The sequence below is a fragment of the Paractinoplanes polyasparticus genome, assembly GCF_019710575.1.
Lineage (GTDB): Bacteria > Actinomycetota > Actinomycetes > Mycobacteriales > Micromonosporaceae > Actinoplanes > Actinoplanes polyasparticus.
The window spans coordinates 122,748-136,011 of the sequence record NZ_JAHWFK010000040.1 but is presented as its reverse complement, the minus strand read 5'-3'; the positions used below and the strand labels follow the sequence as shown (position 1 = coordinate 136,011).

Genomic DNA, 13,264 nt, shown 5'->3' with positions numbered 1-13,264 from the left:
CCACAGTGGCTCCCCAGGCTTTGTTGGCGCATTCGACGCGCTACCGGGGACTGGGGCAGCAGGGCCGGGAAAAGACCCTCCCCAGCACGGCAACGCTATCTCACAGGTTTCGGGATGTCTGCTCACCAAAGGGTGACGGCCGGCGGCCGGGGTCACGCCAGGGTGGCCCACACCACCTTGCCGCTCCGCGTGGGCATAGCCCCCCAGGCGGCGGCGATCGTGTTCACCAGCAGCAGGCCGCGACCGCGCAGAGCGGCCGGACCAGCCGTTCGGTGCAGGCGCGGGAATCCGGGTGCGCCGTCCTGCACCGCCACATGCAGCCGGCGGGCCTGCCGGGACAGGGTGACGACGAAGCCGGTGCGGGCGTGCTCGACCGCGTTGGTGGCCAGTTCGGACGCTATCAACGAGGTGTCGTACAGCAGATGGGGCAGGTCCCAGGCTTGGCAGGCCTCCCTCACCAAGTCGCGCGCGGCGCGTACGCCATCCGGTCGCGGCTCCAGGCGCACCTGTAGCCGGTCGGTCCGGGACACCAGCGCGGCGACGGCGAGACGCGCCTGCCCCGTGCCGGCGAACAGTTGCGGTCGCTGTCCTTCGGCGCTGCGCAGCCGCCGGCCCAACGTGCTCGTGACGGGCAGACAGAACACCAGCTTCACCGGCGGAGCAGCGAGCTGGGCTCGGCTCCAGGCCGCTATCCAGAACGGCATGCTGAGCCCGGACGGATCGTCGAGATGATGCAGATCGATGATGACGGAGACGGACGGGCCGGCCAGACACAGCCGCACGCAGGCGGAGATCTGGTGGCCGAAGTGCGGCGACCATTCGCCATGGGCGGTCATCTCGACCACGGCGGTGGTCGCATCGCCGGTGACGGCCACCGCCACACCACGACGATCGGTCAGGGTGGTGAGCAGGTAGGGGGCCTTCGGCGGGGCCGCGCTGTCCCGGTTCCCGGCGGCAGTCATCGTCAACCGGCCACGATCGCCGTTGGCATGATCAGGCGAAATGGGACGCTCATCCCCAAGCACGGCTGCTCCCGGGCACTCTGTCAGTACGGGTGCACTGCCGAGGTCTGGAGCAGCTGGCGAAGATAGTGCCTCCTCGCTTGAGGCAAACATATAGCAACCGGGCGTGGATCGACGCTCACCACAGAGTCAACCTTCGGACCGGAAACGGCGCCGGTCGTCATTCGCGAGGTGCCGCCCAGACCAGCTTGCCGCCGGTAGTCGCAATCGTTCCCCAACCCGCCGCAACCGCCTGCACCATATGCAGGCCACTGATCAGCCGCGCGCCGGGCTCAGGGGTGGGCATCCAAGGCAGACGGGGATCCGCGTCCGCGACCATCATTTGCAGCCGTCCGCCCTGACGCAGCACCGTGACGCGGATGTCCGTGCCGGCGTGCCGCACCGCGTTGGCCACCAGCTCGCTCACGATCAAACGGGCGTTGAACAGCAGCGGTTGCAAATCCCAGGTCCGGCAGGCGCTGTCGATCAGGCGCCGGGCGCGGCCGGGCGCATGGACCACTGCGGGCGTGTGCAGCACCCGCCGGTCGGCCGCCGGGATCAGGTTGTTCAATGCGGACCAGGCCTGTCGCGGTTTCGCGAAGACCGGTAGGTGCCGCCGGTTGGCCGCCTCCTGCAGCCGATGAGCGAGAGCCATCTCGGGGGACGCGCAGATGGCGACCCGCACCGGCGGGTCGACGGCCGCGCTCACCTCGTGGACCTCCGCCCACGCCGGCAGGCTCAGCACGCCGGGATCATCCAGACCGGTGAGGTCGACGACGAGCCCGGCCGGGTGCGCGGCAAGGCACCGCTGCAACGCGGCGAAAGTCTCGGTCCGCAACGCCGCATTCCAGCTGCCGCGGACGACCAGGACGATAACGGCGCCGTCCTCGGCGCTGTCGATGCTGATGCCGGCCCGCACAGCCGGGCGCTGCTCGATCACAATGCTCCTCGATAGGACACCTTGAAGTGCGCTACCGGGGGCTGGGGCAGCAGAAAGGACCAGCTTGATCTTCGTGACTACAGCGGTCCAGCACTCCGGACTATAGGCCAACGCGGGCCGAGGCGCCCCCACGCAGTCGCTGGAGGACCTCGGTGGTGGCGGGTGCTTCGCGCTGGTCGGCCGACGGCACGAGACGAGTAGCGTCAGGACATGGCGACTACAGTGCTGCGCGTACGGCTCGTCGGCGGCGACCGCATGGACATAACCTGCAACGAGCCCGGCATCTCCGGCGAGGACGAGCTGGTGGAACACGTGATCTCGACCCTGGCCGAGGATTCCGGAGCGTTGCGCGCGAAGCACGGCGAGCGGCTCGTCGTGCTGTACGGCCGGGGCGTCGCTGCGATCGAGGTCGCGCCTCGGGGTGCTGTGGTCTGACGGCGCGTGGACCTCGCAGCCTCGTTCCCTATACCCGGAACCGAGCCACGACTGACTCGAGCTCGCTCGACATCCGGGCCAGATCCTGAGCCGAGCGCTGAGTTTCGGCGACCGTGGCCGTTGTCGTCCGGGCGGCGGCGGCAACACCGGCGATGTTGTCCGCGATGCTGCTCGAACCGGCCGAGGCCTCGCCGATCGACCGGCTCATCTCGTTGGTGGTGGCGGTCTGCTCCTCGACGGCGGAAGCGATGGTCGTCTGATAGTCGTTGATCTGCGCGATGATCGCCGAGATCCGCCCGATCGCGGCGACCGCGCCGTCCGTGTCGGCCTGAATCGCCTCCACCCGCTGCGAGATGTCCCCGGTGGCCTTCGCCGTCTCCTGGGCCAGGTCCTTGACCTCGTTGGCCACCACGGCGAAGCCCTTGCCGGCCTCGCCCGCCCGGGCCGACTCGATGGTCGCGTTGAGGGCGAGCAGATTGGTCTGCTCGGCGATCGCGGTGATCACGCGGACCACGTTGCCGATCTCGGCCGAGGACTCGCCGAGTTTGGCGACGGTCGCGTTGGTGGCGGCAGCCTCGGTGACCGCTTGCGACGCGACACCGGCCGCGTCGTTGGCCGATTGAGAGATCTCCCGGATCGCCGAACCCATCTCCTCGGTGCCGGCCGCCACCGTCTGCACGCTGCGTGAGACGCCCTCGGAGGCGGTGGCGAGCAGACCGGTCTGGGTGGAGGTCTCGTGAGCGTTGCCGGCAATGGCTTCCGCGGACGCCGACAACTGGTGCGACGACTCGGCGAGCAGGCGTGAGGAGTCCGCGAGCGCCGCGACGGTCTGCCGGATCGAGGTCGTGGCTCGATTCACCGCCCCCGCCATCACCCCGACCTCGTCGCGCCCGGCGGTGGTCGCGTTCCTGGTCAGATCGCCGTCGGCGACGGCGTCGAGCACATCACGAACGTCGGCCAGGCGGCGGGAGATGTTCCGGCCGATCATCATCGCCATCGCGACGGAGAGCGCGACGCCGACGAGCACGAGGATGAGGATGGTCCGCCCGGCGCCGGAGGCCTCGTCATGGGCTCCGGCGCTGTTCTGCGCCGCCTGCGATCGCTCCAGGGCCATGAGCTCGTCGACGGCGGTGTTCATCGTCTTCTCGGCCTCGCCCCACACTGCGTACTGCTCGGCCTGCGAGGTGGGAAGTTCGACCCCCGCCGGCGGGGCCTCCTTGAACAGCAGAAAGTTCACCAACGCCCTGTACTTCGCCCAAGCGCCCCCGAACGCCTGCGTCTGCGTCTGCCACGTGGTCGACGGGTCCGGGGCGGAGACGTACCGGTCACCGGCGGCGTCCACGGCCGCCTGCCCGGCCTTGACGGAGTCCTTGTGGGTGGTTCTCTCGGCGGCTGTCTGAGCGCCCTGGTACAGGAAGAGCCCCCGGTACATGTCCGACATGCCGTTCTGCAATGTGACCAGCGCGTCCAGCCGCGTGATGTTGGTGGTCCGCAGGTTCTGGATCCGATCGTCGAGCGATCCGAGCCTGGTCCAGGCGACACCAGCCGTCACCACGGCCACGAGGGCCACTACGGCCACCGCCAGGATGACCTTGGACCCCACGCCCAGGTCGTTGAGGCGGCTGCCTGCCCGCGGTGTCTTCGCTGGTGCGCTCATACGGCTCTCCCGAGTCCTCGACTGCAACCGTCAGACGGTCCTCCCTGTGCACCGTTCGGCGGAAACGGACAACTGCTGAGCCGGACATGCGAAAAGCCGGCCACATTGCGATCCGCTCCGGCCGGACTCCGGACGGATACGTCTCCGGCCGGTGTCGAAGGGGCTCCTGGGCGCGGTGTAGTGACCTTTGCGGGCCGACGCCCGCACGGTCATGCGTGACCTGTTCGCGGCAGCGTCCGGCATCGACGCGGTCGCCGCGATTCCTGGGCGACTGATCCGGCGGTCCGCCACCGACAGCTGATCCAGGCCCTTTCCAGCGATGCCGGGGCCCTCGCGGTCGTCGTGGGTCACCGAACACGGCCCGGCCTCGACGGCAGGCGTACGCTGGGACTGTCGCTCCAGAATCCGGCGGCCTCATCTCACGCCGCAGGCACCTTCAGGAAGCAGACAATGACCATATCCAAGGCAGTTGTGATCGCCGTTCTTCGGGAACGTGGTCTGCACGACCGGGCCGACTTCGTCGACCGGGAACTACCCGACCGCATCGACCCCTCCAAGCACGGCGGCTTGCTGGCCACCCTCCACCTCGATCCGGCCGGGTTGGCCGAGTTGGCCGGGTCCGAGCCCGCGTGAAGGTCGGCCTCCTGGGGCCGGTGGCATGGCGTACCCCGCCGCGAGCGTACGGCCCCTGGGAACGGGTGACCGGTCTGCTCGCGAAGGCCTCGTTGCCGCGGGTGTCGACGTGACCCTCTTCGCAACCTTGGATTCCATCACCACGGCCCGGCTCGACGGTGTCTGCCGACGCAGGTACGCGGATGATCCGTCCACGGACGGCCGGACAGCTGAGGCGATGCACGTCTCGCATGCCCTGGCCCGGTCGCACGAGTTCGACATCGTGCACAGTCACCTCGACTGGCTCCCGCTCGCCCTCGCCCAGCACTGCCGGGCGGCCCTGGTCACGACCGTGCACGGGTTCTCCAGCCTGCGAATCCTGCCTGCCTGTCAGGCGAGCCACTCCTCGTTCGTGTCGATGTCGGATGCCGAGCCGGACGTCCGCTCACCCCCGGGCGCTGACCCCCTCCGCTCTCTCGACCCGGCCGGGACAACCCGATGCGGGCCGATGACCGAAAGGTACGGCACATGACCATGAGGTACGGATTCCTCAGCACTCACCCACCGACTCGCTGCGGCCTGGCGACCTTCAACTCCGCACTGGCCGCCCACCTGGGCACGACCGGCGTATCCGGCGGCGTCGTGCGCGTTGCGGCCCGCGGCGACGACCTGACACCCACACCCGGTGTGGTGCACACCTGGGCGGCGACGACGCCGGCCGGCTGGCGCGGGGCCGCCGAGGTGCTGAACACCTTCGACGTCGCCGTCATCCAGCACGAGTACGGCATCTACCCCGGCCGCGACGGCGGAGAGGTCCTCTCGGTGATGCGCCGGCTCACCGTGCCGAGCCTCGTTGTGCTGCACACCGTGCTGACCCGCCCCACGCCGAGCCAGAAGTCACTGCTCGAGGAAATCGTGGCGGCAGCCGGGGCGGTCGTCACCATCACCAAGTCGGCGTACGACCGGCTGCTCGCCGGCTATACCGTCGACGCCACCAAAGTCTCTGTGATCCCGCACGGCGCCTCCGACTACGCGGGCGCCGAGGAACCCCGGCTCGCCCAGCCTCACCTGCTGACCTGGGGCCTGCTGGGCCCGGGCAAGGGCATCGAGTGGGCGCTGCGCGGCCTGGCGCTGCTGAACGACCTGGAGCCGGCGCCCGTCTACACCGTGGCCGGCCGCACCCACCCCAAGGTGGTCGAGCTGCACGGCGAGGCCTACCGGGCGGGCCTGCACCAGCTCGGCGCGACCCTCGGCGTCGCGCATCGGGTGCGCTACGAGCCGGCCTATCTCGACGACGCGGCGCTGGCGGCGCTCATCCGCTCCGCCGATGTCGTGGTGCTGCCGTACGACTCCACCGAACAGGTCACCTCGGGCGTCCTCGTCGAGGCGGTGGCGGCCCGGATCCCGGTCGTCGCAACCGCTTTCCCGCACGCGGTGGAACTGCTCACCGACGGGCCGGGTCTGCTCGTACCGCACCGGAAGCCGGTCGCCCTGGCGGCCGCCATCCGGCGAATAGTCACCAAGCCCGCGCTGGTCGCCACTCTGCTCGAGCGCAACGGTCACGGCGGACCGGCGTTACGATGGCCGGCCGTCGCAGAGCAGTATCACGACGTGGCCGCGAAGCTCGTCTCCGTCACCGCCGGCCCGGTCGCCGTGGCCGGCCCGTGACCGTCAGGACTGCCACCGTCGCACCGACAACCGGCCGGACCGTTCCGGCCCCCACCTTCGCGCATCTGGCCCGGCTCACCGACGACACCGGCCTCTTCGAACACGCACGCCACGCCACGGCCCGGCGCGAGCACGGCTACTGCACCGACGACGTCGCCCGCGGCCTCGTGGTCACGAGCCGCGAGCCCGCCCCCTCGGCCGAGGTGCTCCGCCTCGCGGAGTGTTATCTGACCTTCCTCACCCATGCGCAGGACACCCAGGGCGCCTTCCACAACCGGCTCGGGTTCCACCGGAACTGGACAGACCAGCCCGGACTCGGGGACTGGTGGGGCCGCGCGCTGTGGGGTCTCGGCACCGCCGCTGCCCGCTGCCCGGTCCCGTGGATCCGCCAGGAGGCACTTCTCGCCTTCAACCTGGGCGCCTGGTGCCGGGAAACCGCCCCGCGTTCCATGGCCTTCGCCGCGCTCGGCGCCGCCGAAGTGGTCCGCGCCCACCCCGGCAACCAGCAGGCCACCGACCTACTCGCCGACGCCGCCGCCGTCATCGGCCGTCCCGGGCCCGACCCGGGCTGGCCGTGGCCGGAGCAACGACTCACCTACGCCAACGCCGCCCTCGCCGAAGCTCTCATCGTCACCGGCGATCTCCTCGACAACCCACCGATCCTGGCCACGGGCCTGCGGATGCTGACCTGGCTGCTGAACATCCAGACGCGCGACAACCGCCTCTCGGTGCTCCCGTCGTCAGGCTGGCAATCCGGCGGCCCCCGGCTCCGGCACGACCAGCAACCGATCGAAGTGGCCGCGCTGGCCGACGCCTGCGCCACCGCCGCGGCGATCACCGGTGAGGAGATCTGGCACATCGGAGTACGCCGATCCGTCGACTGGTTCCTCGGCGCCAACGACATCGGCCACGCCATGTGGGACCCGGCAACCGGTGGCGGCTACGACGGACTGACCCTGCACGGGCCCAACCTGAACCAGGGCGCCGAATCCACCCTGGCCCTCATCTCCACCCTCCAGCACCGAAGCGGTTCCGGCACGGGCGTTGCCGTCTCCCCCGCCAGGTCGGTCGTGTGAGCCGCCCATGCGCGTAGTGTCAGGGGTGTCATCGCCCCAGACCTCGGCGCCGTTCCGCCAACGCCAGGGGCAGCCATGACAACTTTCCAGATCGTCGCCTCGCCCGACATCGTCGATGTCCTGCGTCATGAGCACGAGCAGATCCGACGGCTGTGCACCGACGTGCGAGTGGCCGGGCCCGACCGTAAGAAGTACGCGGTCGCCGCCTTGCAACAGGCCGTCCGTCGGCACCAGCTCGGGGAACTCGCCGTTGCTCACCCGGCCGTTCGCAACCGCGGCCCGGACGGCGACGCCGTTGCCCTCCGCCTTCAGGCGAAGGGGGAGCAACTCGATCGCTCGCTCGCCGAGCTCGGCCGGCTCGGCGTCGAGCACGCCGGCTTCGACGCCAGGTTCGCGGCCGTGTGCGACGCCCTGTTCGACCACGCAGCGGACCAGGAGAGGGACGAGTTCCCGCTGCTTCGCCACTACGTGCCGGCTCAGCGGTTGCACATGATGGCCAGCGCCATGCAGGACGTCCGGATCATGGCCCTCGACTGAGAAACGGCGCGATCGGATTGACACGATGCGGGCATGCTCCACGGAGTACGTTGAACTCATCCGCTTGCCGGTGCGGCTCGCCTTCGGAGGTTCCGGACCGTCAGGGCACGCGCGAGATACGAGGAGCTGACATGGCTGACAAATCCGCGCACAAGGAAAGTCGAAAGAAGCAGAGCAGCACCATCAAGGAGAAGCGGGCCGCGAAGAAGGCCAAGGTCGCCGACAAGTCCGCCTCACACATTCCGCAGACCGGCCGCTGACCTTTCGGTCCGCGCGCTCGCACTTCGTGCCGGGGCCGGCGTGACGCCGGCCCGGCGCGCTTCAGAGAATCGGCTTACCGCCGGTCACCGGGATGACGGCGCCGGAGATGTAGCTCGCCTCGTCCGAGGCGAGCAGGACGTACACCGGCGCCAGCTCCTTCGGCTCACCCGGCCGGCCCAACGGGGTGTTCTTGCCGAACTCCTCGACCTGCTCCGGCGGCATGGTGGACGGGATCAGCGGCGTCCAGATCGGGCCCGGGGCGACGGCGTTCACCCGGATGCCGCGATCGCCGAGCAGCTGCGCCAGACCCGCCGTGAAGTTGGCGATCGCGCCCTTGGTGGTGGCGTACGGCAGCAGCGTCGGCTTGGGCTGGTCGTAGTTCACCGAGCTGGTGTTGATGATCGAGGCGCCCGCACCGAGATGCGGCAGTGCCGCCTGCACCAGCCGGAACATCGCGGTGATGTTGGTGTCGAACGTGTGCTGCCACTCGTCGTCGCTGATCTCCTCGACCGTCTCGTGCGTCATCTGGAACGCGGCGTTGTTGACCAGCACGTCAAGACCCCCGAGCTCCCGTACGGCCTGATCGACGACGGCCCGGCAGTGCTCCCGCGAGGTGAGGTCACCAGGAATCAGCACGGCCTTACGACCGGCCTTCTCCACCAGGGCAGCGGTGTCCCGGGCGTCCTCGTCCTCGCTCAGATAGGAGATCGCCACGTCCGCGCCCTCACGGGCGAAGGCAATGACAGCAGCCCGCCCGATTCCGCTGTCGCCACCGGTGATGAGCACCCGCTTGCCGCTCAGCCGCCCGTTCCCCCGGTAGCTGTCCTCCCCGTGGTCCGGCTGCCGGCGCATCTGCTGCGTCGTGCCGGGCGGCTGCTGCTGCGGTTCGTTGTCAGTCATCGTCTGTCCTCCCGCTCGTCGGGTCTACCGGCCGAGACGCTCCGGCGAATTTCGCCGCACACCCGGCTGGCAGCCACGTACCCGTCCTCGCGAGGCTCACTCCTGCGGAAAGCCTGTGCACCGTGTCAGAAGAGCCGCCCCCGGTACGGGTGGGTACGGCCCCATTTCTCCTCCCACCGCAGCAGTTCGGCCTGCCATTCCGGGAGGTCGGGACGATACTCCCGGACGGCGGGCCGTTCGGGCTGCGCGAACAGGAAACGCCAGTAGTCCTCGATCGCCGCCCTTGCGACGTCGGCCGGGAACTCGCCTTCGGCGCCGGGCACCCACAGGTTGGCGATCAGCAACGCCGACGGAGTGAACGACACCGCATAGTTCTCGCTGCTCCACTCCTCGAACGGCGGCTCGCCGCGAGCCACGTCATCGGCCATCGCGAGCGCGTCCAGAACGACCAGGAAGAACGTGCCGAGGTCGGTGGTCAGCCACTCGCCCAGAAGGTCGTATCGCTGGTCCTCGACCTGGTAGACGGGCTGGCGGTAGGTGGGATCGATCCGCAAGCTGACGACACTCACCGCGAGCCCTCCGGTGCGCTAGGGAACGGGCCAGCCGTGCGTGAAGCCGCCGGACTGGTTGTAGAAGCCTCTGATCGTGACGCCATTGTAGGTACCGACCCACACGTTCCCGGATAACGGCGTCGAGTTCTTGAAAGCGCCGGACACCGCGTTGTCCACCTGTGCCGGCGTCCAGTCGTCGGGAAAGAACGTGCTGACGCCGCCGTTGCCGGCCTTCGGCTTCCAGGCGCCGGCCGGCGGGTTCAGAGTCGGGTCGAAGAACTCAGGATCCGCCCTGTACACGCCGTTCGGGTAGGTGAACCTGGAGCCGGGCACGATCCGGCGGCCGGGGAAGTCCTCGCCGCCGGGGCGGTAGTGATAGCCGGAGCCCTTGGGCTGGCCCGGCTTCACGTGACCGCCACCGATGGTGTGGGTGGTGAAGTGCGGATTCATCCGATCCGGGCGGGCACGCTTGCGAGTCTTGCGGAGGAACCGCAGCGCGGCCCGCATGAGCTTGCCGGAGCCCCTGGCCATGCCTGGTCACGCGTCCAGCAGCTGGGTGATGGCCTCCTGCACGAGATTCCCGACGATCGTCCGGGTCAACTGCTGGAAGATCGGGATCTCGACCAGGCTTGCGCCGAACGTGGGCACCGCTGTTGCCACCGCCTGGGCGATCGCCACCGCCAGGATGGCGAGCTGGGCGATCACCGCTACCTTGAGCGCGAGCACGATCCCTGCGCAGACGATCAGGCCGGTGCCGGTCAGCGTGGCCGCGTTCGCGCCGTCCAGGAGCGCCATGGCCGGACTGTCCTCCCGGGCCCACCAGGCCTGGAACGCGGCGACGGCCTCGCCCTCGTGCTCGGTCCACACCTCGGTGGCGGTCGACGTCGCGTCCGACACGAGCGCCTCGAGCCGACCGGAGAACGACATCCACGCCTGCCCCATCTCGACCAGCGCGGTCTCGTCGGCCTCCGGCCAGTTGTAACCGAGGATGCCCAGCAGCGACCGGAGCTCGTCCGGGATGTCCAGGCCCACGCGTCAGCGCCCCAGCTCGTCGAGCAGCCCACGGAACCGGCGGCTGACGTTCTCGTCCACCTCCAGGTGCTGCGCGCTGATGTCCACCACGTCGGCGCCGGCCGACGCCATCTCGTCCAGAGCGTCCTGGTAGCACTCGAACGCCCACGTCGACACCTCGTCATGGGCAGCGCCGATCAGGGAGCCGATGTCGTCACTCCCCCAGGGCGCACCGAAACCGGCCAGCTCGGACTGGAACGACGTCAGCTCCGCGGAGAGCCTGGAGGCGACACTCTGCAGGGCCGACCCGGACGCCGAGAGGCGCGCGGGATCAATCATGAAGCCTGTCATCGCTCGCCGGCCCGGCGGGTGAGCTGCTCCTGCGCCTCGACCAGCGACGCGGTCATCTTCGCGAACTGGCGCTCGGCGTTGAACTGAATGTCCTTGAGCTGGTCGGTGAGCACGCCGAGGTCAGCCGTACCGGCGGTGGCCACGGCCCGGCCCTGCAGGTCGGCGAGTGCGGCGTTGACGGCCGACTCGATCTCCCGCGCGAGCTCCTCGGCGCTCAGCCGCAGCATCGAGGGCTCCAGCTCGAGATTCTCGATCCGCCCGGGCAGAGCCGCCCGAACCCGGACCCGCCCCTCAGCGGCCTCACCCGTACCGACGGGTGGTTCCTGCTCGTCCTGGTCACCGGAGGGCTCCTGAGCCCGGCCGAGTGCCGCCACCACGTCGGCCAGCGTGCCGCCCAGACCGGACGGATCGATCGGGCCGGTCATCGTCCACCTCCTCGCGCAGGCAGTCTCGCCCCATCGCGAACATATCGAACCTTGTCCACCGACGACGGTGCTTCGTGGGGGAGCGGCAGGATGGTCAAGGAGGTGGCAGCTTGTCAGCCCTCACACGAGCTCGAGGATGCGTCGCGGGGCCGCCCACCAGCAGTGACGATGGGCGGCCGCGCTCGGCGGTGCCGGTGAACTATGGGCGGGCATTGTGGAGCGGCGCCCGTCACCGGAGTTTGCTCGTCAGGGAATTGCGGTGGTGTTGAAGGCGAATCGGGCCACCGAGTCGGCGATGGCGTCGGCGTTGACGTCGAAGGCGGTCATGTTCGGGTTGGCGAGTGTGTCGCAGGCCTGGTGGTAGCAGACGTCGTAGGCGACGCCGGCGGTGCCGCCGAACAGGGCCTGCTCGGCCGGCGTCTTGAGGCCTTCGGCGCCGGTGAAAATGCCGCCGGCGGGGATTCCCACCGCGATGAACGGGCCGTAGTCGGAGCGGCCGTCGAAGTCGGTGCCGACGTGGCCGAGGCCGCGGCGGTCGAAGAAGGCGGCGAGCTGCCGTTCGATCTGCGCGGAGCCGGGCGGTCCGGCCGGGGATCCCACTGCGTCGGAGTCGTCGCCGTCGTAGAGCTTGTAGGCGTAGTTGGGCGAGGCCACCATGTCGAAGTTGAGGTACAGCCTGATCCTGTCCCGCTGGGCGGCGGACAGGCCCTCGACGTACTGGTCGGAACCGAGCAGTCCGATCTCCTCGGCCGCCCAGAACGCGAAGCGGACCTTGTTGCGTACGGGGTAATGCCGCATCTGCAGGGCGGTCTCGAGGATCGCCGCGGTGCCCGAACCGTTGTCGTTGATGCCGGGACCGGCCGGCACGCTGTCGAGGTGGGCGCCGACCATCACGACGTTCTTGGGGTTGCCGAGCCGGGTCTCGGCGATCACGTTGTGGTCGGTGCCCAGCGTCAGGGTGGCATCGACCTTGAGCCGGACGGTGGCGCCGGGAATGGCGGCGAGCTCGTTGCCCACGGCGAAATCGGCGAAGACCATGGGAATTCCGGCCCGCCATTCCCCGATGTCGATCTGGTAGGCGTCGGTGCGGCCGGGCTGCCCTTCGTTGAAGACGATGATTCCGGCGGCGCCGGCGAATCCCGCGTTACGCACCTTGGTGGCGAACGCGCACGTGCCGCGCTGAATGAGCGCGATCCGGCCGGCGACGAAGTTGGCGAAGTCGGCCGATTCGCACCCGCTGGTCGAGGCGGGCGCCGGGGCCGGCGGCAGGGTGAGGTCGACCCCCTGCACCTGCGCGGTCACATCACCGGCGGGCGAGGGCGTGAAGGTGAAGAAATCCTCGCCGGGGACGTAGACCTTGCTGCCCGGGGCGGTCTGGTTCAGCGTGGGCGGGCTGTTCTCGGTCCAGCCCTGAACGAAGTTGATCGGGTCGAGCGTGACCTTGTATCCGGCCCGGCGCAGCTTGCCGGCTACGTAGTCGCGGGAGGCCCTGTAGCCGGGCGTTCCCGCTGCGCGGTTGCCGCCATTGGCGTCGGCGATCCCCTGCAGGGCGTCGAGATGTTGCTTGGCATGGGCGCCGGTCACCTGCTTGACCAGCAATTTGGCGAACACGTCGTCGAGCGACGAGGCGTTCGCGGGGGCCGGCTGGGCGAGAAGCAGAGCCAGGGTCGTGGCTACCGAAACGGCGCCGACGGCCCCCCTACGAAGAAAGTTGCGCATGATTCCCCCGGATCAATTGATCGATAGACCACAGTGACTTTCCGTGAGACGCGTCGCCCGAACGTAACTCGCGGTCCGGGCGGCCGGGATGGCCCGATCGGGTGGTACGACAACAGCAGA

At 69.5% G+C, this 13,264-nt stretch carries 16 protein-coding genes and 2 pseudogenes; 7 read left to right on the top strand and 11 right to left on the bottom strand.

Going from position 1 to position 13,264, the window contains the following annotated elements:
- Positions 1 to 152 precede the first annotated feature (152 nt).
- Positions 153 to 962 (bottom strand): ATP-binding protein, encoded by an 810-nt coding sequence (locus KXC43_RS34070; protein ID WP_255645332.1) that lies wholly within the window; start codon positions 960 to 962, stop codon positions 153 to 155.
- Positions 963 to 1,182: 220 nt separating this feature from the next.
- Positions 1,183 to 1,941, bottom strand: coding sequence for an ATP-binding protein (locus KXC43_RS34065; protein WP_221380319.1), 759 nt, complete (start codon positions 1,939 to 1,941; stop codon positions 1,183 to 1,185).
- 210 nt (positions 1,942 to 2,151) lie between these two features.
- Between KXC43_RS34065 and KXC43_RS34060 the strand changes: the two genes are divergently transcribed.
- Complete coding sequence (locus KXC43_RS34060; RefSeq protein WP_221380318.1) at positions 2,152 to 2,376, top strand: hypothetical protein; 225 nt, start codon at positions 2,152 to 2,154, stop codon at positions 2,374 to 2,376.
- A gap of 28 nt (positions 2,377 to 2,404) precedes the next feature.
- Here the strand turns inward: KXC43_RS34060 and KXC43_RS34055 are convergent, their stop codons facing one another.
- Positions 2,405 to 4,033 carry a methyl-accepting chemotaxis protein gene (locus tag KXC43_RS34055; protein ID WP_255645310.1) on the bottom strand — a complete coding sequence of 543 codons (1,629 nt, stop codon included), beginning with the start codon at positions 4,031 to 4,033 and terminating at the stop codon, positions 2,405 to 2,407.
- 450 nt (positions 4,034 to 4,483) lie between these two features.
- Between KXC43_RS34055 and KXC43_RS34050 the strand changes: the two genes are divergently transcribed.
- The 6 genes from KXC43_RS34050 (at position 4,484) to KXC43_RS51580 (ending at position 8,186) form a co-directional block, all read left to right on the top strand.
- Entirely contained in the window at positions 4,484 to 4,666 is a 183-nt protein-coding gene (locus KXC43_RS34050; protein ID WP_221380317.1) for a hypothetical protein, read from the top strand.
- A gap of 109 nt (positions 4,667 to 4,775) precedes the next feature.
- Positions 4,776 to 5,177 carry a glycosyltransferase family protein gene (locus tag KXC43_RS34045; protein WP_308129385.1) on the top strand — a complete coding sequence of 134 codons (402 nt, stop codon included), beginning with the start codon at positions 4,776 to 4,778 and terminating at the stop codon, positions 5,175 to 5,177.
- The gene (locus KXC43_RS34040) at positions 5,174 to 6,313 is read left to right on the top strand and encodes a glycosyltransferase (RefSeq protein ID WP_221380316.1); all 1,140 of its coding nucleotides are present in this window, start codon (positions 5,174 to 5,176) and stop codon (positions 6,311 to 6,313) included. Before KXC43_RS34045 ends, KXC43_RS34040 begins: the two co-directional genes overlap by 4 nt.
- Positions 6,310 to 7,389 carry a glycosyltransferase gene (locus KXC43_RS34035; RefSeq protein ID WP_221380315.1) on the top strand — a complete coding sequence of 360 codons (1,080 nt, stop codon included), beginning with the start codon at positions 6,310 to 6,312 and terminating at the stop codon, positions 7,387 to 7,389. The genes KXC43_RS34040 and KXC43_RS34035 overlap by 4 nt, the downstream gene beginning before the upstream one ends.
- A gap of 75 nt (positions 7,390 to 7,464) precedes the next feature.
- A complete protein-coding gene (locus KXC43_RS34030) occupies positions 7,465 to 7,926 on the top strand; it encodes a hemerythrin domain-containing protein (protein ID WP_221380314.1) in 462 nt (153 codons plus the stop codon).
- 131 nt (positions 7,927 to 8,057) lie between these two features.
- Positions 8,058 to 8,186 (top strand): hypothetical protein, encoded by a 129-nt coding sequence (locus KXC43_RS51580; protein WP_255645308.1) that lies wholly within the window; start codon positions 8,058 to 8,060, stop codon positions 8,184 to 8,186.
- Between the two features lie 61 nt (positions 8,187 to 8,247).
- On the opposite strand, the gene KXC43_RS34025 is transcribed toward KXC43_RS51580, so the two are convergent.
- The 8 genes and pseudogenes from KXC43_RS34025 to KXC43_RS53610 all read right to left on the bottom strand — a co-directional run.
- Entirely contained in the window at positions 8,248 to 9,087 is an 840-nt protein-coding gene (locus tag KXC43_RS34025; protein WP_221380313.1) for an SDR family oxidoreductase, read from the bottom strand.
- A 125-nt stretch (positions 9,088 to 9,212) separates the two neighbouring features.
- Positions 9,213 to 9,656: a hypothetical protein gene (locus KXC43_RS34020; protein ID WP_221380312.1), complete on the bottom strand. Its 444-nt coding sequence runs from the start codon at positions 9,654 to 9,656 to the stop codon at positions 9,213 to 9,215.
- An 18-nt stretch (positions 9,657 to 9,674) separates the two neighbouring features.
- Entirely contained in the window at positions 9,675 to 10,145 is a 471-nt protein-coding gene (locus tag KXC43_RS34015; protein WP_221380311.1) for an EndoU domain-containing protein, read from the bottom strand.
- A 30-nt stretch (positions 10,146 to 10,175) separates the two neighbouring features.
- Positions 10,176 to 10,670, bottom strand: a complete 495-nt coding sequence (locus KXC43_RS34010) for a WXG100-like domain-containing protein (protein ID WP_221380310.1) — start codon at positions 10,668 to 10,670, stop codon at positions 10,176 to 10,178.
- A gap of 3 nt (positions 10,671 to 10,673) precedes the next feature.
- Entirely contained in the window at positions 10,674 to 10,988 is a 315-nt protein-coding gene (locus KXC43_RS34005) for a hypothetical protein (RefSeq protein ID WP_255645307.1), read from the bottom strand.
- 8 nt (positions 10,989 to 10,996) lie between these two features.
- Complete coding sequence (locus tag KXC43_RS34000) at positions 10,997 to 11,425, bottom strand: YbaB/EbfC family nucleoid-associated protein (protein WP_221380308.1); 429 nt, start codon at positions 11,423 to 11,425, stop codon at positions 10,997 to 10,999.
- Between the two features lie 270 nt (positions 11,426 to 11,695).
- Positions 11,696 to 12,370: pseudogene (locus tag KXC43_RS51575) on the bottom strand (M28 family metallopeptidase); the annotation flags it as partial.
- A gap of 69 nt (positions 12,371 to 12,439) precedes the next feature.
- Positions 12,440 to 13,144: pseudogene (locus KXC43_RS53610) on the bottom strand (PA domain-containing protein); the annotation flags it as partial.
- Between the last annotated feature and the right edge of the window lie 120 nt (positions 13,145 to 13,264).

Excerpts from the sequence above, each read along its gene's own strand:
- KXC43_RS34070 (WP_255645332.1), bottom strand. The coding sequence starts at position 962 with ATGACTGCCGCCGGGAACCGGGACAGCGCGGCCCCGCCGAAGGCCCCC.
- KXC43_RS34060 (WP_221380318.1), top strand. The coding sequence starts at position 2,152 with ATGGCGACTACAGTGCTGCGCGTACGGCTCGTCGGCGGCGACCGCATG.
- KXC43_RS34055 (WP_255645310.1), bottom strand. The coding sequence starts at position 4,033 with ATGAGCGCACCAGCGAAGACACCGCGGGCAGGCAGCCGCCTCAACGAC.
- KXC43_RS34050 (WP_221380317.1), top strand. The coding sequence starts at position 4,484 with ATGACCATATCCAAGGCAGTTGTGATCGCCGTTCTTCGGGAACGTGGT.
- KXC43_RS34040 (WP_221380316.1), top strand. The coding sequence starts at position 5,174 with ATGACCATGAGGTACGGATTCCTCAGCACTCACCCACCGACTCGCTGC.
- KXC43_RS34030 (WP_221380314.1), top strand. The coding sequence starts at position 7,465 with ATGACAACTTTCCAGATCGTCGCCTCGCCCGACATCGTCGATGTCCTG.
- KXC43_RS51580 (WP_255645308.1), top strand. The coding sequence starts at position 8,058 with ATGGCTGACAAATCCGCGCACAAGGAAAGTCGAAAGAAGCAGAGCAGC.
- KXC43_RS34025 (WP_221380313.1), bottom strand. The coding sequence starts at position 9,087 with ATGACTGACAACGAACCGCAGCAGCAGCCGCCCGGCACGACGCAGCAG.
- KXC43_RS34015 (WP_221380311.1), bottom strand. The coding sequence starts at position 10,145 with ATGCGGGCCGCGCTGCGGTTCCTCCGCAAGACTCGCAAGCGTGCCCGC.
- KXC43_RS34005 (WP_255645307.1), bottom strand. The coding sequence starts at position 10,988 with ATGATTGATCCCGCGCGCCTCTCGGCGTCCGGGTCGGCCCTGCAGAGT.
- KXC43_RS34000 (WP_221380308.1), bottom strand. The coding sequence starts at position 11,425 with ATGACCGGCCCGATCGATCCGTCCGGTCTGGGCGGCACGCTGGCCGAC.